This window comes from Pseudoalteromonas sp. CnMc7-15 (assembly GCF_022347925.1).
GTDB classification, from domain to species: Bacteria; Pseudomonadota; Gammaproteobacteria; order Enterobacterales; family Alteromonadaceae; genus Pseudoalteromonas; species Pseudoalteromonas ruthenica.
The window spans coordinates 260,343-276,649 of the sequence record NZ_JAKRFT010000003.1 but is presented as its reverse complement, the minus strand read 5'-3'; the positions used below and the strand labels follow the sequence as shown (position 1 = coordinate 276,649).

Genomic DNA, 16,307 nt, shown 5'->3' with positions numbered 1-16,307 from the left:
CTATTATCTCGTTAACGCAAGGTTCAGCTAGTGGATGGCGATAACCCATTTACGAGTGCATTGAATATGATAAATATTGACAGCTCCGTGCTACAAGATGTTGAGCGCGGCTTTAGCTTACCTCCCAAACCCGAGCTGCTCACCCAGCTACAGCATAGCCTTGAACAACCAGAGCCTGAGTTGCATGATATTGCTGAGCTCATTTCCCAAGATGTTGCCACCTCTGCGGCGGTGTTGAAAGTGATAAACTCTCCTTGCTATGGCTTGGCAAGGTCAATCACTGATATTCGCCAGGCGGTAATGTTTCTTGGTCTCGACAGTATTGCCACGTTAGTGACGGGGTTTTTACTAAAGCAAGCCTACTCACAACATCAGTGCTGCATCAAGTTAGAGCGGTTTTGGGACACCGCCACGGAAGTGGCTGATATGGCGGTGTTAATTGGCAAAAAGATTAAATCTAGAGTGCCCACCGAAAATCTACATATGCTCGGCTTATTCCATGATGCAGGGATCCCTGCTTTAGCCGTTCAGTATCCGGACTATATCAATGTGTTAGAGCAAGCGAACAGCGATCATAGCTGTAGTTTAGTGGCCTATGAAGAAGCGGCTTATCGTACTAATCATGCCGTTATTGGCTATTACTTGGCCAGTGCTTGGAACTTACCAAAAGACACCTGCCAGCTTATTTTACGCCACCATGATCACCATTTTTTTAATAGCTGCCAAGATGAAACTCTGCGTATGACTATGGCAACGTTGAAAATGGCGGAAAACTTCGTGCATTTACAGCGGCGGTTTTCACCGTCTCAGGATTGGCAGTACTTTGAGGCGTCGGCCTTAGCCGTGCTCGACCTAGAAAATGACGATTACCTCGATATTAAAGATGATGTCGAAGAGTACTTTATAGACAAGCAACTGTAACCTTTAAATACCTGGCTAAGCCGTTTTTTGTTGCTTGGCTTTGTGTCATAAAGGCTCTACACTTGGCCGCCTTAGTAACCCTGAGCGCGCTATTTTGTTCCACTCTTCTATCGGTATTTTCGACTCTGGCGTGGGTGGTCTTGCCATTGCCCAACAAGTGCGACAATTGCTGCCCCAGTATGATATTCACTATGTTGCGGACAGTGGCTTTATGCCCTATGGCGACAAAAGCCCCGAGCAAGTGATATCAAGGTGCTCGCGTATTACTTCTTACTTATGCGAGCATGGGGCCAGTGCGATTGTTTTGGCTTGCAATACTGCAACGATGGCAGCCATTGATACTTTGCGAGCACAATTCACGCTGCCTATTGTGGGTGTTGAGCCCGGCGTGAAACCGGCATTATCATTGAGCAAAACCAAGGTGGTTGGGGTGTTGGCAACGCCTAATACCGTGGCTTCGCCACGATTCATTCAATTGTGTCAACGCCAAAGCACGGCCTCGGGGCGTATTATTTTCCAACCTTGCCCTGAGCTGGCAGGTACCATAGAGCAATTGCAACTGAGTGGCAAAAAAGTGGAGCAACTGCTGCACAGCTACGCGCAGCCCTTGATTGACCAAGGCGCCGATGTTTTGGTGATGGGTTGCACGCACTATGCCTTTATTGCTCCTGTTTTGCGCAAGCTATATGGCCCACACATTGATGTGCTGACCACCGAGCAAGCGGTGGCTCTGCAACTGCAACGGTGCTTACCCAGCCAAGCAATCAATCCGGCCTCTAAAGTGGGGAAAACACGCTTCGCAACTTCCGCTTGCCCCGACTATTTTCATCATCAGCTGCGGTGTTTATGGCCGCAAAACGTCTCTACAGAGGTGATTTCACTGCCATTTTAAGCTGGCGCTCAGACTTGCCATTTTATTGCCATAATTGCCCTTCATTTTTCCTTTTTTGCTCCCCTTTGTTGCCACTGTGTCTTGTTTTAATAACTCCTAAGCAAGACAGCACAGTCACCAACCACTTTGTTGCTTGCAATACACCAACCAAATTAAGTATTGAAGGATGAAGACGATGAAAAAACAACTACTTGCAACTGCACTTATTTCGACCCTAATGGCTGCACCAGCGATGGCGAAAGAGAAAAAAGAAATGGCCTCAGAAACTGCATGGGGACTTGGCACGGGCGCAACCATTGGTGCCGTAGTCGGTGGCCCGATTGGCGCTTTCGCAGGCGCATTTATCGGCGGCATCATCGGCGAGAAAGAAGCTGCAGAGAACACCGTTGAATCACAACAAGTGATGCTCAGCCAATATAAAGACACTGACCAACAACTGCGTAGCACCTTAGACCGTAACCGTTCACTGACGGCGCAAATCGACGCATTAGAAAATGAACAAAACCGCTTAGAACAAGCGCGCATTGATAACTTACTGGCAATGACGGTGCAATTTCGCTCGGGTTCGTCGCGTATCGAGCCACATTTCGCCGAGCAGCTCGACCAGCTCGCTTTAATCCTTAAGCGTAAGCCAGAATTGAGTCTGAACTTGAACGGCTATGCCGATGTTCAGGGCGATGAAAGCGCAAACCTGAGTTTATCACAGCGTCGTGCTGATGCAGTGCAGGCTTACCTTGTGGACCAAGGCGTGAGTGGCGAACAACTCTATGCTCAAGGCTATGGTGAGCAGAAACTGGTCGATAACGGCAATGAATATGAAACTAACTTCTTCGATCGTCGCGTAACATTAACGGCCCGTGGTGCGACGCAAAGCCAAATGGCTAAAAACTAAGTTTGCCAATCATCACGAGGACCCGATTATGTTGAGTAGTCCTAGCAAAGTGCTCACAGCTCTCGCTGTGGGCCTTTTTTCTCTACTTCTATGTTCGCCAGCTTTAGCCAGTAATGATAGTCATGCAAACAATAAAGCGCAGCTGCGCTTAAGTGATGCGCATGGCGCCCATGTAGCGCCCGGCGTGTTACTGAATACGCAAGCAAAAATGCGTATTACTGGGTTAATTAACCATGTTGAGGTAACGCAAACTTTTATCAATCGTCACCCGTTTGCGGTCAATGCTCAGTATGTGTTTCCGTTGCCCAGTGAGAGTGCGGTACACGCCATGGTTATGACCGTGGGAGAGCGCAAAATTGTCGGTAAAATTGCGGAGAAACAAGCGGCACAGCGTCAGTATCAAGCGGCTAAACGTGCCGGTAAGCGTGCGGCTCTAGTAAACCAGCAACGTGCCAATATGTTTACCTCGCGACTGGCCAATCTTGGCCCCGGTGAGCAAGTGCGCATTACCTTGCAGTATCAAGAAATGGTGTCTTTACGCGATGCTCAGCTCAGCGTGCGTTTGCCGATGACCTTCACACCTCGTTATCACCCAAGGCAGTATCGTCTTGATGAGGCTGATAAGGTCGCAACGCTTAGCAGCCCTGAACTAGAAAAGACTGCAGGGGCGACCGCAGGGGCGACTGCAGGGGCGACTGCAGGGGCGACTGCAAGTGGGGCAGCAGAGTTAGCGTCAGGCTGGATGAGCCCGCGTTTTGTTAAACAAGCCATCGGTCAGCAGCCACTGACCAATACACAGCCGAAGTTGCAGCTGCAGGTAGATATCGATTTTGGCCTCGCACTGCACAGCATTCGAACCCCTCATTATAAGGCGGATATTCGCAACCCTAGCTTTGGTCGTTACCAGCTTTTAGTGAGTGACGAAAGTATGAACCGCGATTTTGTGCTGCGCGCCAAAGTGGAGCAAAGCGACAAAGCACGTGCCGCTTTCTTTAGGCAGACAGCGCAAAGTGGTGATTATGGGCTGTTAATGCTGCTCCCACCGAGCGGTGAATTTAGTGCTCAGCAGCGTTTAGCGCGAGAGCTCATTTTCGTGATTGACAGTTCCGGCTCAATGCATGGCAGCTCCATGCAGGCGGCAAAGCAGGCGCTGTTTTATGCGCTGGACAACATGAATGAAAATGACAGCTTTAATATCATCGACTTTGACTCTACGGCGCGTTTATTCCGGCCCAGTGCCGTGGCGGCTAATGAGTTTAACCGCAATGAGGCTGAGCGATTTGTTTATAACCTTGGCGCCGATGGTGGCACTGAAATAGCTGGTGCGCTGCATCATGCGCTAGACGCTAAGCAACATCCGGGGTTTGTTCGTCAGGTGGTGTTTTTGACCGACGGTAGCGTGAGTAATGAGCAAGCGCTCTTTGATTTGATCAAAGCGCGATTAGGCGATAGCCGTTTATTTACGGTGGGCATCGGCAGTGCGCCCAATAGCTACTTTATGCGCCGCGCTGCGCAAGTGGGTCGTGGTAGCTACACCTTTATTAGTGATGGCTCTGAGGTGCAAGCGCAAATGCAGGCATTGATAGCACGCCTTGCCAACCCTGCACTGAGAGACTTGCATCTCGCTGGGGCGCGCAGTGGTGAATTAGACTACTGGCCCAAACCCTTACCGGATCTTTATTTTGGCGAGCCGTTAATGGTGGCAATTAAGCTAGACAGTCAGCAGCAAGATATTCACATTAACGCCACGTCGCAACATGGTCCATTACGTCTGAGTATGCCAATGCATGAGAGTGCGCGTAATTATGAGCGTAGCGAAGCCATTGCGAGAGTCTGGGCGCGTCAACAAATAGCTTCACTGTTACTTTATAATGAACAGCAAGCGGTGCGTGAGCAAGTCTTGGAATTAGCGCTAAAGCATCAGCTGTTAAGCCCATTCACCGCCTTTATCGCGGTTGATGAAACACCAGCTAAAAGCCCGGCAATGCATGATGAGCAAGTGCCTAACCCTGTGGCCCAGGGGCAGCGTCTTATGCGCTTTGCGCAAACAGATGGTCAGTCATTGTGGCATGTACTACTGGGCATGGTGCTGATGGTGATTGCATCCGCTTGGCTTAAGGTGCGAGGTCAACATGCGTAAACAGAAGGGGCGTTACGCCCTTTATGGGGTGTTTGCATTGGGGTTGTTGCTCTTTACTCAAGGGGGCTATGTACAAGCCAAGGCATGGTTGGCTCAGCACCTTATTGAGCGGGCTTGGCAGCAAAGCTTGATACGCCAAGGCGCCGCTGTCGCGCCCTGGTATTACGCTGATACCCATGTGGTGGCAAAGCTCAGTGTGCCGGACTTAGCGCTTGAGCGCTATGTGCTGGCCGGAGCCAGCGGCCGAAATTTGGCGTTCGGCCCCGCTCATGCTTTGGCCTCGAGCCCATTAGGCAGTGATGGTAGCAGCGTGATCGCTGCGCATAATGATACCCACTTTGCTTTTTTACGCCATGTGCAGGTGGGCGACACACTGGTGTTGTCGCTCGCTGATGGTCGTCAATTAAGTTATCGCATTGAGCAAAAACAAGTGGTGCACCAGGAGCAGACCGCAGCGGCCAGTGCTCCCGGTTTGCATCTGGTGACGTGCTACCCTTTTAATTCGCCCGCCTCTGGCACGGATTTGCGCTTGTTGGTTTCTGCCTCATTGATTTCTTCCTCTTCCAAGTCAACGACAATCGCCTGATGTCGTTGGCTTATCATCACCCCAGCGAACACCACGGCAATGCTTAACCATTGTCCTAGGGTCAGTACCTCGCTGAGCACAATGGCAGAGAGCAACAGGGTAAAAATAGGGATCAAGTTTGAGTAGGCGGCAGCAGTGAGCACCGACACTTTACTGATGGCATAGTTATACATGCCATAGCCGCCAAGGGTTACAAAGGTGCCTAAATAGAGGATATGAGCAAAGGCAATGGGATCATGGTTCTGCGGCACTTCTACAAAAAGCAAAAATGGCGCAAAGAACAGCGAGCCTGCTAACCCTTGCAAAGCAATCAAGCTCAGCGGTGAGTAGCGCGCCGCGAGGTGTTTTACGCTCACAGTGTAATAAGCGGCGCAGAGCATCGCCAGTAGCTCCAGGGTGTTGCCAACAATGGGGTTGGGCGCATGCTCAGAGGCAGGAGAGAGCATAGTGAGCAAAATACTGCCACCGATACACAGCGTAAAGCCGACAATAATGGCGCGGCTGATACGCTCCTTGAGCATAAAGAACGCCAGTACAGCGACAATCAGCGGTAAACACGACACAATCACCCCTGCCTGTGATGCTGAGGTATGCTCCATAGCGTGGCCTTCGAATAGAAAATACAGGCAAGGCTCGGCTAAACTCATCGACACAAGGTACTTCCAGTCACCCTGGCGATAATCAAAACGCGTAATAAAACGCCACAGGCATAGGCTTACAGCTAGAGTGGTGAGCATACGCAAGAAAATAACCACGGCTGGGTCGTACACGCCAATGGCATACTTTAGCGAGATAAAAGAACTGCCCCATAAGAAGGTGGCAATAATTAAACATAAGCTTGCAGGCATAAACAAACGTGGGGTTAAGCAAAATTGCGGCGATGCTAGCACACTTGAATTAATTTAACTTGTTTGTGCGCCTAGTCCTAGGGTAATAATTAGTCATCATTTCCACAAAGTGAAGCAATTAAGTGCAAACTATTGTCGTTAAGTTGGGCACCAGCGTGCTGACCAATCATGGCCGAGGCCTAGATAAAGCGCACATGGTTGATTTAGTACGCCAGTGCGCGCAATTGAAGCAACAAGGCCATCGTATAATTATCGTCACCAGCGGGGCGATTGCAGCGGGGCGAGAATTATTGGGCCGCCAACCTGGTACTGAGACCTTGGCACAAAAGCAGATGTTAGCTGCGATAGGGCAAAGCCAGCTGCTGCATACCTGGCAAAGCCTATTTGCGCTTTATTCAATTGCCGTGGGGCAAATGTTACTGACACAAGCGGATTTAGAAAACCGCGAGCGCTACCTCAATGCTCGTGATGCGTTGCTAGCTATATTGCAAGAGGGAGCGGTGCCCATCATCAATGAGAACGATGCCGTCGCAACCACACAAATTAAAGTGGGCGATAATGATAACCTCTCCGCTAAGGTAGCCATATTAGCTCGCGCTGATACCTTGTTATTGCTAACTGATCAGCCTGGATTATTCACCGCCGATCCGCGCAGCCACCCCGATGCCGAGCTGATTGCGGAAATCCGCCATATTGATGATCAGGTAAAAGCGTTAGCAGGAGGTTCGGGCAGCACCGTGGGCACAGGGGGGATGGCTACTAAGCTGGAAGCTGCGAGTATCGCCCGTCACGGTGGTGTGGATGTGGTGATCAGTGCAGGACACGGCCAGAATGTCATTATAAATTGTTTGCAGCAGCAAACAGGCACTCGGGTATTGAGCTTAAAAGCACCTCGGCGCAGTCGCAAGCTGTGGTTGCTAGCAGGGCCGATGAGCAAAGCCAAGGTGGTGCTCGATGGCGGTGCGGCAGCAGCGATTGTAAAAGGTGGGGCCAGTGTACTTCTGGTTGGTATAACGCAATTAAAGGGGCCGTTTAGTCGTGGTGATGTCATCACTTTGTGTGACGAGCAAGGGCTTAACTTAGGCAAAGGCGTGGCGAGATATGACAGTGTGGCTGTGGCCCAATTGCTGGCTCATAAAGAGCAAACTATCGTCGAAACCTTGGGCTACAGTAATGGCGCTATGCTGGTGCATCGCGATGATTTTATCAATTTCACTGACAGTGTTTAGCCTGCACACAGTCATTGTGCACTGGGCACAGAACCCTTTTTGTTCGTCTACACTTAGGAGAATCAAGCAGCAAAACAAGCGCCTATGCAAAGTAACTCCTGTGGTCATCAATGGATCATTCGTCTAACGCAGCAACAAAGTGAACGTGCGTTGGATGCCGCGCTTATTGATATACTTAGCCAGGTGTTTGCCGATAACAACTTTGCTCTGTACATGAATAAACAATTTACTTCGCAGGGCCACATACGATGTAACTATTCAGGGGGCTTAGCAGCAATACTCAATGATGAACAAGCTCAGCAGTTAGTGGCAAAAATTGATGCTGAGCGCATGCGCATTAGTGGTAGCCAAGGACAATATGTGTACTTTCCTATCTACCATCTTGGTGCAGTGATAGGTTTTGTGCAAAGCAGCAGTGACTTCGCGCTGACGCATGATTCCCCCTTCGTGATCACTAATATTCTTAATATTTACGCCAACCAGCTGTATTTGCTGTATCGCTCGCGATTAGACCCACTCACTGAACTGCTTAACCGGCAAACTTTTGACTCACAAGTGATGGACATCATCAATGGCGACGGCTTCGCTGAGCGCCGTGACAATGAACTTGAGCGCCAATGGTATCTTGCCATGTTCGATATTGACCACTTTAAACGCGTTAATGATACCTACGGCCATGTGATTGGTGATGAAGTTATTATTCTCGTAGCGCGAATTTTAAAGCAGAGCTTTCGCAGTGAGGATTATGTGTTTCGCTATGGAGGCGAAGAGTTCGCCGTGCTATTGCTGTGCGATAATAAAGACCAAGCGATGCAAGTGTTAGAGCGACTGCGCGCAACTGTGGCAGATTTTACCTTTCCGCAGGTGAAAAGGTTGACTATTAGCACTGGTTTTTGTGCTTTTGATAACACCTCAATGGTCCCTGAGCTGGTGCATAAAGCCGACCTAGCTCTTTACAATGCGAAAAATAATGGCCGCAACCAAGTGGTCGATTTCCATAGCTTAAATATTCCTGATAATCCCAAGGGTGCAGGCGACGATGATCTAGACGACGATATGTTGGAGCTATTTTAACCACTTTCAGAGCGTGCTAAACTCTGCGCCGAATTTTTCTGTTTGAGAGTGCTTATGAAGTTTGTACGTTGGTTGCTAGGCCGTATTATTTTGTTCTTTAATTTTGTCTTTACTCCGCGCAGTAAAAAACGTCCTGCTGAAGCGCAGCAGCAGTTAGATGCGCAAACCGCGAATATGGCATTGTATCAGTTTCACGCCTGTCCTTTTTGTGTCAAAGTACGCCGCGCGATTAAGCGTAACGGCCTAAAAATACAAACGCGGGACGCTAAAAACAATGACATTTACCGCCAAGAGCTTGCTGAGCAAGGGGGCAAAGTAAAAGTGCCATGTTTACGTATTGAACAAGACCAGCAGGTGCGCTGGTTGTATGAATCATCCGACATTGTTGCCTACCTTGATGATTTAGCTGCTTAAGCAACCATTCTATTTATCGTTAACGCCGCAATTGCGGCGTTTTCCACTACGAAGTTTTGCCCCTTTGTGCTAGCATTTGCAGCAAATTTTTGTTGCTAATTGAAAGAGAAGCTAGCATGACTGACCACACCTGTGTTCGCACCCGTGTTGCCCCTTCACCTACGGGTGACCCGCACCTAGGCACTGCCTATATTGCCCTGTTTAACTACTGTTTTGCCAAGCAGCAAGGCGGTGAATTCGTATTGCGTATCGAAGACACTGACCAAGTGCGCAGTACCGCAGAATCAGAACAGGCGATCATGGACAGCCTACAATGGCTAGGCCTGCAATGGGATCATGGACCGGATGTCGGTGGTGAGTTTGGCCCATACCGTCAGTCAGAGCGCTCAGAGCTTTATAAAAAGTATGCGCACCAGCTCGTGGAGCAGGGCAAAGCTTTTTATTGTTTTGCCAGTGCCGAAGAGCTTGAGCAAATGCGTGAGCAGCAAATGGCCGAAGGCTTGCGTCCTAAGTACGATGGGCGTGGGTTACTTTTGAGCGAAGAAGAAATTCAAGCCAACCTGGATGCTGGTAAGCCTTATGTGATCCGCATGAAAATACCGGAGCAAGGCACCTTTACTTTCAATGACTATTTGCGTGGTGAGATTGAAATCCCATGGGAAAATGTCGATATGCAGGTGTTATTGAAGCAAGATGGTTTCCCTACTTACTTCTTAGCTAACGTGGTGGACGACCACCACATGCAGATTAGTCATATTTTCCGTGGTGAAGAGTGGATTAACTCGGCACCAAAGCTACTGAAACTATATGAAGATTTTGGTTGGCAAGCGCCGGTATTAGGGCATTTACCTTTGCTGCGTAACCCTGATAAGTCAAAGCTTTCAAAGCGCAAAAACCCAACGTCTATTAATTACTACAAGGAAATGGGCTTCCTTCCTGAGGCCGTATTGAATTACTTGGGTCGTATGGGTTGGTCGATGCCTGATGAGCGAGAAAAGTTTACCCTCGCTGAGATGATTGAACACTTTGATATGAAACGTGTTTCTTTGGGTGGTCCGGTATTCGATGTGGAAAAGCTAAAGTGGCTTAATGGCACTTGGTTGCGTGAAGAGTTTAGCGATGAGCAACTGATTACGCGTTTTGTCGACTGGAAATATAACGCTAATACGCTAAAGCGCATACTACCTGAAGCGAAAACCCGTATTGATACACTCTCTGACTTAGTCGACTTGGCCGGGCATTTTGTCGCCGGGATGCCTGAATATGACCCTGCGCTATTAACCGATGGTAAAGCGCCAGAAGATGTGGTGCGCCAAGCACTGCAGTTCTTTATTTGGGAGTTGGAAACACTGCGCACCTGGGAAAAGTCAGCGATCTTTGCTATTGCGAAAAAAGTGGCGACCTTCCATGAATTGAAGATCAAAGACTTTTTAGAGCCTATTTTTGTTGCTATTACGGGCAAGAAGTCATCTACATCGGTGATTGATGCGATGGAAATTCTTGGCTCTGATATGTCGCGAGCACGGTTGCGTGTAGCGCTAGGGCACATCGGTGTATCTAAGAAGCAAGCGAAGAAACTAGAAAAAGCCTACCGCGATTTTAATTAAGCATTGGCAAAAAGACAGCCGCAGCCTGTTATGCTGCGGCTTTTTTGTGCCTTTTTTCCATAAATTGCAACAGATTCGACCTCTCTATGCGTAAATTTTGTTACACTGCCGCAGTTTTTTTGAACTAAAGCAGAGCAGGTATGTTAGAGCAGTTTTATCAAGACTTTGGTACCCATGTGTGCATTTCTCGTGAGCAAGGCAGTCGATTTGCCAAAGCGGTCGCCGATGACTTCAACCCGTTACATGATGTCGAGGCGAAGAAATTTTGCGTGCCTGGGGATTTACTGTTCTCGGTGGTACTCGATAAATATGGAATTAATGAGCAAATGCACTTCACCTTCGCCAATATGGTCGATGAGGGTGTAAAGCTAAGCATGCCGCAAGGAGAAGCACAGTTCGATATTAAAGACGGCGACAAATGCTATCTAAGCGTGCAGCGTGAGGGCGAAAACAGCCAATGTAAAATCCTGACCAATGCGCTGATCAAAAACTATGTTGAATTCTCGGGAAAGGCCTTTCCCCATGTGGTTGTGCCACTGATGGCAAAGCAAGGTGTAATGATTAACCCTGCGCGGCCAATGATCATTTATGAATCAATGAGTATTCATATGGACACTCTAGCAGTAACAGCTCCTGAACTGCGCGAAGCCGAGCATGTATTTACCTACGAAGGTAAGCGCGGCAAGATTATTTTGCGCTTTGATTTACTGGCTCAGGGTGAAGTCGTGGGTCGTGGAGAAAAGCATATGCTGGTCTCGGGAATTCGTGAGTATTGTCAGGACACGGTGGATGAACTGATACGCGGCTATAACGAACGCAAAGCGGCATTGAAACCGTAATAAAGCACAGATAGAAAAGCGCCTCAAGGCGCTTTTTTTGTCTTTTTTCGCATCCAGTGACATTTGGCACAGGTCGAATGGGGTGTTGCTCTTTACAGTGGCATTTCAATCACATCACAGGATACGAACAATGAAAAAAGTATTGAACGCTGCCTGGTTCTTGTTAGTCGCCGTGCAGGCTCAGGCCGAGCAGTCTACTCAATGGCAGGTCACCCTCGGTGCTGGCGGAGCCATTATCACAACCCCTTGGGCTGGAATGGCAACACAACATCAGTCACTGCCGTTTGTAAGTGCTCAATATGGACGTTGGCGCTTTGGTGTTGACCAAGGGTTGGTGAGCTACCGCGTGTTGGATAGCCAAGTCGATATTGATATGGGTCTTAACTTTCGCGACCCCAGCTACGACAGTGTTTTGTTATATAAGAGCGACCTTTCTGACGACCCTGTATTCACCTCTTATGATGACCCTAATGGCGAGCTGGTCGCAACTATGGCGCTCAACTATCATGGCTTCTCGGCCCGTTTTGCCCAAGATATTAGCAATGAATCCAGTTCGCTGGCGGCAAACGTTTCCTACACGCTGTCTCCTTGGGAGTTGAGTGACAAGCTCCGGGTACACACAAGATTCGGAGTTCGGTTGCTCAGTGAAGATTATACCCAACACTTTTATGGTGTAAGTAAGGTGCAAGCTGCCCCACAGTATGGGCGCACGGAGTATCACTCCCAAGGCGCTATCAACCCTTTTGCACGTGTTGCCTTGAGTTATCAATTCGCACCGCAATGGCAGGCAGTAGCCGCTTACCGAAGCGAATTCTGGGACGATGAAATTTATCACAGCCCTTTAGTATCGACACATTATACGCACCAGTTAATGGTCTTTTTTACTTATCGGCTGCGTTAGTGCAGTGTTGCAACAGTTGCTGCCAAAAACGGCTACCTTTACGCCGAGCCAAACGAATGTTGTTTTCGGGAATACTTTCAGGGTCATCGTACTGTGCGAGTGCCTGCTCCATACTGTGTTCGCGAATAATATGTAAGGCCGGGTAGGGCGCGCGATTAGTGTAATTTGCGGCATCCTCCGGCTCGGCGTCAGCAAATACATAGTGCGGATGAAAGTGGGCTAATTGATAGGTGCCCTCAAAGCCCTGTGCAACTAATAAAGCATTAGCTAAATCTATCAGCTCGAGAAAATCATCAAAGTCGTTAAAACCCTTAGCAAAAATCACCAAGGTGGTTTCAATGTCGCTATCGTTATCAAGCACACGACACTGCTCTAGGGTGTCAAGCACCGCCTCATCAACGCTAACGGCATCACTGGGATGATAATGAATGCGTTGGCTTTCGACTTCTTTGCGAGCAAACGGGCAAAAGTTGTATTTAACAATGACCGCACTGACCCATTCACGCATGGCTGCAACACAGTTAGACATCAGTGTATTCCTCTATAATCGCCAATGTTTTCGCTATCGCCCCTTGGTTTTTCTTCACTACATTAAGACCTATCGCGCCCATTTGTTGGCGCTTATGAGGGTCATGGCTGAGTGCAATCAGTTGTGCTGCTAAGTTATCGGCTTGCACTTGCTGCGCACCGCCTTGGTTGATGAGCTCTGGGTAAACGTGGGCAAAGTTGAAAGTATGGGGGCCAGTTAAAACTGGAATGGCGTGGGCGCACGCTTCTAATGGATTGTGTCCGCCGCGCGCGATAAGACTGCCGCCGATAAAAGCGAGGTCAGCGCAGCCATAAAGCATGGTCAGCTCTCCTAGGGTATCTGCGAGCATGACGCTCTGCCCTTGGTAGTCGTTGTGACTACGACGACAAAAATCATAATTCTGCTGTTTAAGCACGGTGGCAACATTGTCAAATTGCTCCGGATGACGCGGGGCAATGATCAGTAAAGCCGAGGGCTGTTGCTTCAGTAATTCCTGATGTGCTTGAAGGAGTAATTCCGGCTCGCAAGGGTGAGTGGAGCCGGCAATCCAAACAAAGGGTTTATTGAACTTGTGACGCAATTGCTGAGCTTGTTGCTGGTGCTTTTCGCTGACGGTGATATCGAACTTGATGGAACCGGTAACATGCACTTTATGCTGGGCCAGACCCAGCTTTACAAATCGCTCGGCGTCATCATGATGGTGGCAGGCAAGCACATCAATATGGCGCATTATATCTCGAGTGAGGGGGGCTACTTTGGCATATCCGTTGGCGGATTTCGCCGACAGCCGCGCGTTAATAATCACGGTCGCTAAACCTGCTTGTTTCGCCTGCTTTAATAAGTTCGGCCACAGCTCGGTCTCTATTATAGACAGTACTTTTGCTTGTGTACGACGGATAAAGCGCCGTTGACACCAAGGCAAATCGAACGGTAAGTAGCAGCAGCTTAAACGTTCTTGGCTTATGGCGTCGGCGAATAAAGTGGTGATTTGCTCACGCCCGGTGGGGGTGTTGCAAGTAATGATTAAGCGGTACTTGGCACCGAGCAAGGCTTTTATCAGTGGTGCGCTGGCAAGCACTTCACCGACTGAGGCGCAATGCAAAATAATATCGCCAGTGGCCTGAGCGTAGCCAAAGCGCTCGCCAAAGTGTTGGCGATAACCAGGGTTCTTACGACCACGTAAACAATATAGGTATACCCAGGCTATGGGGATCAGTAGTACTAAAACAAGCGAATAAAGAAAACGGGCAAACACGATAAAGCCTAATTGTGAAATTCGACTAAAGTGTACCGCAGGCAATAGGGCAAGCCAAAGCTTGGCTGACAAAAACGTGCATTTATCAGTACTCTTTGGAATAATGCCGATAAACCCGTGAATGAGGACGCTTTATGGCTAATATTGACAACGCCGCCAACACTTACCTCGATAGCCTTGCGCGCCACCGCGCACTATTCGACACCATGGAACAATACCAATCGCAAGTATCGCAATTGTTGAGCGCCTGTCATCAGACACTAGCTGCTGGTGGTAAGGTGATCTGGTTCGGTAATGGTGGCAGCGCCGCAGATGCACAGCACCTCGCTGCAGAGTTTGTGGTGCGCTATAAAAAAGAGCGCGGGCCACTGGCATCCATTGCCCTGACAACGGATACTTCCATTTTAACCGCACACTCTAACGACTATCATTTTGATACTGTATTTGAGCGTCAAGTTCAGGCGTTGTGTAAACCACAGGATTTAGTGATTGGCCTGACGACTTCGGGAACCAGCGCTAACATCAATCTTGCGCTCCAAGCGGCCAACGACATCGGTGCTTATACCGTGGCTTTGACTGGCCGTGAAGGCGGCACCGTTAAAGATATTGCTAAACTTCCCATTATCATCAGCAATGATGAGACCGCGCGTATCCAAGAAGCCCACATGTTTATCGGCCACTGGTTGTGTGAAGCCCTAGATATGCTAGTGGCGGAGTAAGCAACATGGATTTAGGTCTGTTAAAACAGCTGCACAATGCCAAGGTCTTGGTGGTTGGGGATGTCATGCTTGACCGATACTGGCATGGTGACTCCGGGCGTATTTCCCCTGAAGCGCCGGTACCGGTGGTCAAAGTGAACCAGCTTGAAGACAAAGCCGGTGGCGCTGCCAATGTTGCCAAGAATATCGCGCGCCTTGATGGTCAGGTAGGCCTGCTAGGGCTTATTGGTGAGGATGAAAGTGGTCAAATTCTAGAGCGTATTCTTGCTGATGAACACATTGACTCACAGTTAGTCCATGCTGTGGAATTACCGACGATAGCCAAGCTCAGGGTGATTAGTCGACACCAGCAAGTGGTGCGCCTAGACCAAGAAGAACAGTTTTCTAAAGAGCATTCGCAGTTATTGTTGAATCGTTTAGAGCGTGTGGTGGGTGACTATGATTTCATTGTTTTCTCAGATTACAACAAAGGCTCATTGACGCTCATTGAGGCCATGATCCGGGTAGCCAAAGACGCGGGAAAAACCGTATTGGTAGATCCTAAGTCGCCGCAGTTAGGCTTATATCGTGGTGCTGACTACATCACGCCTAATTTAAATGAGTTTAAGCTCGCCGGTGGCGATGCCAGCAGCGAGCAGGCATTGACTGATACGGCGCGGGCATTAATAAAAGAGGCGGGAATTGGCGCGATGTTGCTGACTCGCTCAGAACAAGGTATGTCGTTGATTAGTGCCAGCGCTAAACACGACTATCCCGCACAAGTGCAAGAAGTGAGTGATGTCACAGGCGCTGGCGATACTGTAATCGCAACTTTAGCGGTGATGCTCGGGGCAGGAATGCCAGATTCTGATGCAGTAGAGCTGGCCAATTTAGCAGCGGGTATTGCTGTGAGTAAGCTAGGAGCGGCTACCGTGTCGCCTGAGGAGCTCAGTGCAAAACTAGGTCAGTACCTGCGTGCGAATGGCGAGCATTACCAAACGCCTTTTGAATCCGTAATCCAGCATATTGAGTTTGCGAAACAAAATGGTGAGAAAATTGTATTCACCAATGGTTGCTTCGATATCCTCCACGCCGGTCATGTGCGCTATTTGGCACAAGCGAAAGCCATGGGAGACAGGCTCGTTGTTGGCTTAAATACCGATGACTCCATTGCCCGGCTGAAAGGGCCTGAACGTCCTATCAATCCTTTAGCTGAGCGGGCCATGGTATTGAGTGCACTGAACTCTGTGGACTGGGTGATCCCTTTCGGCAAAGAGCACGAGGGCGACACGCCAGCAAAACTGATTGAGCAAATCAGCCCGGATATCTTAGTCAAGGGCGGAGACTACAAAGTAGAAGAAATTGCAGGGGCCGAACATGTGCTGCGCCATGGCGGCCATGTTGAAGTGCTGGAGTTTCTCGATGGTTGCTCAACTTCCAACGTGATAGAGCGAATTAAAAAAGGACAGTAAAAAAGGAGCT

General features: G+C 49.1%; 16 protein-coding genes. 13 read left to right on the top strand and 3 right to left on the bottom strand.

Annotated features, from left to right (window positions below; genetic code table 11):
* Nucleotides 1-66: 66 nt before the first annotated feature.
* The 5 genes from MHM95_RS08610 to MHM95_RS08590 all read left to right on the top strand — a co-directional run bounded on the left by MHM95_RS08610 (nucleotide 67) and on the right by MHM95_RS08590 (nucleotide 5,431).
* Entirely contained in the window at nucleotides 67-921 is an 855-nt protein-coding gene (locus tag MHM95_RS08610; protein WP_239385042.1) for an HDOD domain-containing protein, read from the top strand.
* A 34-nt stretch (nucleotides 922-955) separates the two neighbouring features.
* Nucleotides 956-1,813, top strand: coding sequence for a glutamate racemase (murI, locus tag MHM95_RS08605; RefSeq protein ID WP_239385041.1), 858 nt, complete (start codon nucleotides 956-958; stop codon nucleotides 1,811-1,813).
* 175 nt (nucleotides 1,814-1,988) lie between these two features.
* The gene (gene pdsO / locus MHM95_RS08600; RefSeq protein WP_022946505.1) at nucleotides 1,989-2,705 is read left to right on the top strand and encodes a sortase-associated OmpA-like protein PdsO; all 717 of its coding nucleotides are present in this window, start codon (nucleotides 1,989-1,991) and stop codon (nucleotides 2,703-2,705) included.
* 28 nt (nucleotides 2,706-2,733) lie between these two features.
* The gene (locus MHM95_RS08595) at nucleotides 2,734-4,845 is read left to right on the top strand and encodes a marine proteobacterial sortase target protein (RefSeq protein ID WP_239385040.1); all 2,112 of its coding nucleotides are present in this window, start codon (nucleotides 2,734-2,736) and stop codon (nucleotides 4,843-4,845) included.
* Nucleotides 4,838-5,431: a class GN sortase gene (locus MHM95_RS08590; RefSeq protein ID WP_151173179.1), complete on the top strand. Its 594-nt coding sequence runs from the start codon at nucleotides 4,838-4,840 to the stop codon at nucleotides 5,429-5,431. Before MHM95_RS08595 ends, MHM95_RS08590 begins: the two co-directional genes overlap by 8 nt.
* Here the strand turns inward: MHM95_RS08590 and MHM95_RS08585 are convergent.
* On the bottom strand, nucleotides 5,335-6,279 hold the full coding sequence (locus tag MHM95_RS08585; RefSeq protein ID WP_045979711.1) for a DMT family transporter: 945 nt from the start codon (nucleotides 6,277-6,279) through the stop codon (nucleotides 5,335-5,337). The two genes, MHM95_RS08590 and MHM95_RS08585, sit on opposite strands and share 97 nt — an antisense overlap.
* A gap of 122 nt (nucleotides 6,280-6,401) precedes the next feature.
* Here MHM95_RS08585 and proB point away from each other — a divergent pair, with 122 nt between their 5' ends.
* From proB to MHM95_RS08555, 6 genes are all read left to right on the top strand, one after another.
* Nucleotides 6,402-7,508, top strand: coding sequence for a glutamate 5-kinase (gene proB, locus MHM95_RS08580; RefSeq protein ID WP_239385039.1), 1,107 nt, complete (start codon nucleotides 6,402-6,404; stop codon nucleotides 7,506-7,508).
* An 84-nt stretch (nucleotides 7,509-7,592) separates the two neighbouring features.
* Complete coding sequence (locus MHM95_RS08575) at nucleotides 7,593-8,582, top strand: GGDEF domain-containing protein (RefSeq protein ID WP_239385038.1); 990 nt, start codon at nucleotides 7,593-7,595, stop codon at nucleotides 8,580-8,582.
* A 54-nt stretch (nucleotides 8,583-8,636) separates the two neighbouring features.
* The gene (locus tag MHM95_RS08570) at nucleotides 8,637-8,996 is read left to right on the top strand and encodes a glutaredoxin (RefSeq protein ID WP_235419314.1); all 360 of its coding nucleotides are present in this window, start codon (nucleotides 8,637-8,639) and stop codon (nucleotides 8,994-8,996) included.
* Between the two features lie 116 nt (nucleotides 8,997-9,112).
* The gene (gene gltX, locus MHM95_RS08565; protein ID WP_022946499.1) at nucleotides 9,113-10,603 is read left to right on the top strand and encodes a glutamate--tRNA ligase; all 1,491 of its coding nucleotides are present in this window, start codon (nucleotides 9,113-9,115) and stop codon (nucleotides 10,601-10,603) included.
* Between the two features lie 140 nt (nucleotides 10,604-10,743).
* The gene (locus MHM95_RS08560; protein WP_235419316.1) at nucleotides 10,744-11,442 is read left to right on the top strand and encodes a DUF3581 family protein; all 699 of its coding nucleotides are present in this window, start codon (nucleotides 10,744-10,746) and stop codon (nucleotides 11,440-11,442) included.
* Nucleotides 11,443-11,572: 130 nt separating this feature from the next.
* Nucleotides 11,573-12,343: a MipA/OmpV family protein gene (locus MHM95_RS08555; RefSeq protein ID WP_235419317.1), complete on the top strand. Its 771-nt coding sequence runs from the start codon at nucleotides 11,573-11,575 to the stop codon at nucleotides 12,341-12,343.
* On the opposite strand, the gene MHM95_RS08550 is transcribed toward MHM95_RS08555, so the two are convergent.
* Together MHM95_RS08550 and waaA are read right to left on the bottom strand one after the other, a co-directional pair.
* A complete protein-coding gene (locus tag MHM95_RS08550) occupies nucleotides 12,324-12,872 on the bottom strand; it encodes a DUF1415 domain-containing protein (protein WP_022946496.1) in 549 nt (182 codons plus the stop codon). The genes MHM95_RS08555 and MHM95_RS08550 overlap by 20 nt on opposite strands.
* Nucleotides 12,865-14,127 (bottom strand): lipid IV(A) 3-deoxy-D-manno-octulosonic acid transferase, encoded by a 1,263-nt coding sequence (gene waaA / locus MHM95_RS08545; protein WP_239385227.1) that lies wholly within the window; start codon nucleotides 14,125-14,127, stop codon nucleotides 12,865-12,867. The genes MHM95_RS08550 and waaA overlap by 8 nt, the downstream gene beginning before the upstream one ends.
* A gap of 134 nt (nucleotides 14,128-14,261) precedes the next feature.
* Between waaA and MHM95_RS08540 the strand changes: the two genes are divergently transcribed.
* On the top strand, nucleotides 14,262-14,846 hold the full coding sequence (locus MHM95_RS08540; RefSeq protein WP_239385037.1) for an SIS domain-containing protein: 585 nt from the start codon (nucleotides 14,262-14,264) through the stop codon (nucleotides 14,844-14,846).
* Between the two features lie 5 nt (nucleotides 14,847-14,851).
* On the top strand, nucleotides 14,852-16,297 hold the full coding sequence (gene hldE / locus MHM95_RS08535) for a bifunctional D-glycero-beta-D-manno-heptose-7-phosphate kinase/D-glycero-beta-D-manno-heptose 1-phosphate adenylyltransferase HldE (protein ID WP_022946493.1): 1,446 nt from the start codon (nucleotides 14,852-14,854) through the stop codon (nucleotides 16,295-16,297).
* Nucleotides 16,298-16,307 lie beyond the last annotated feature (10 nt).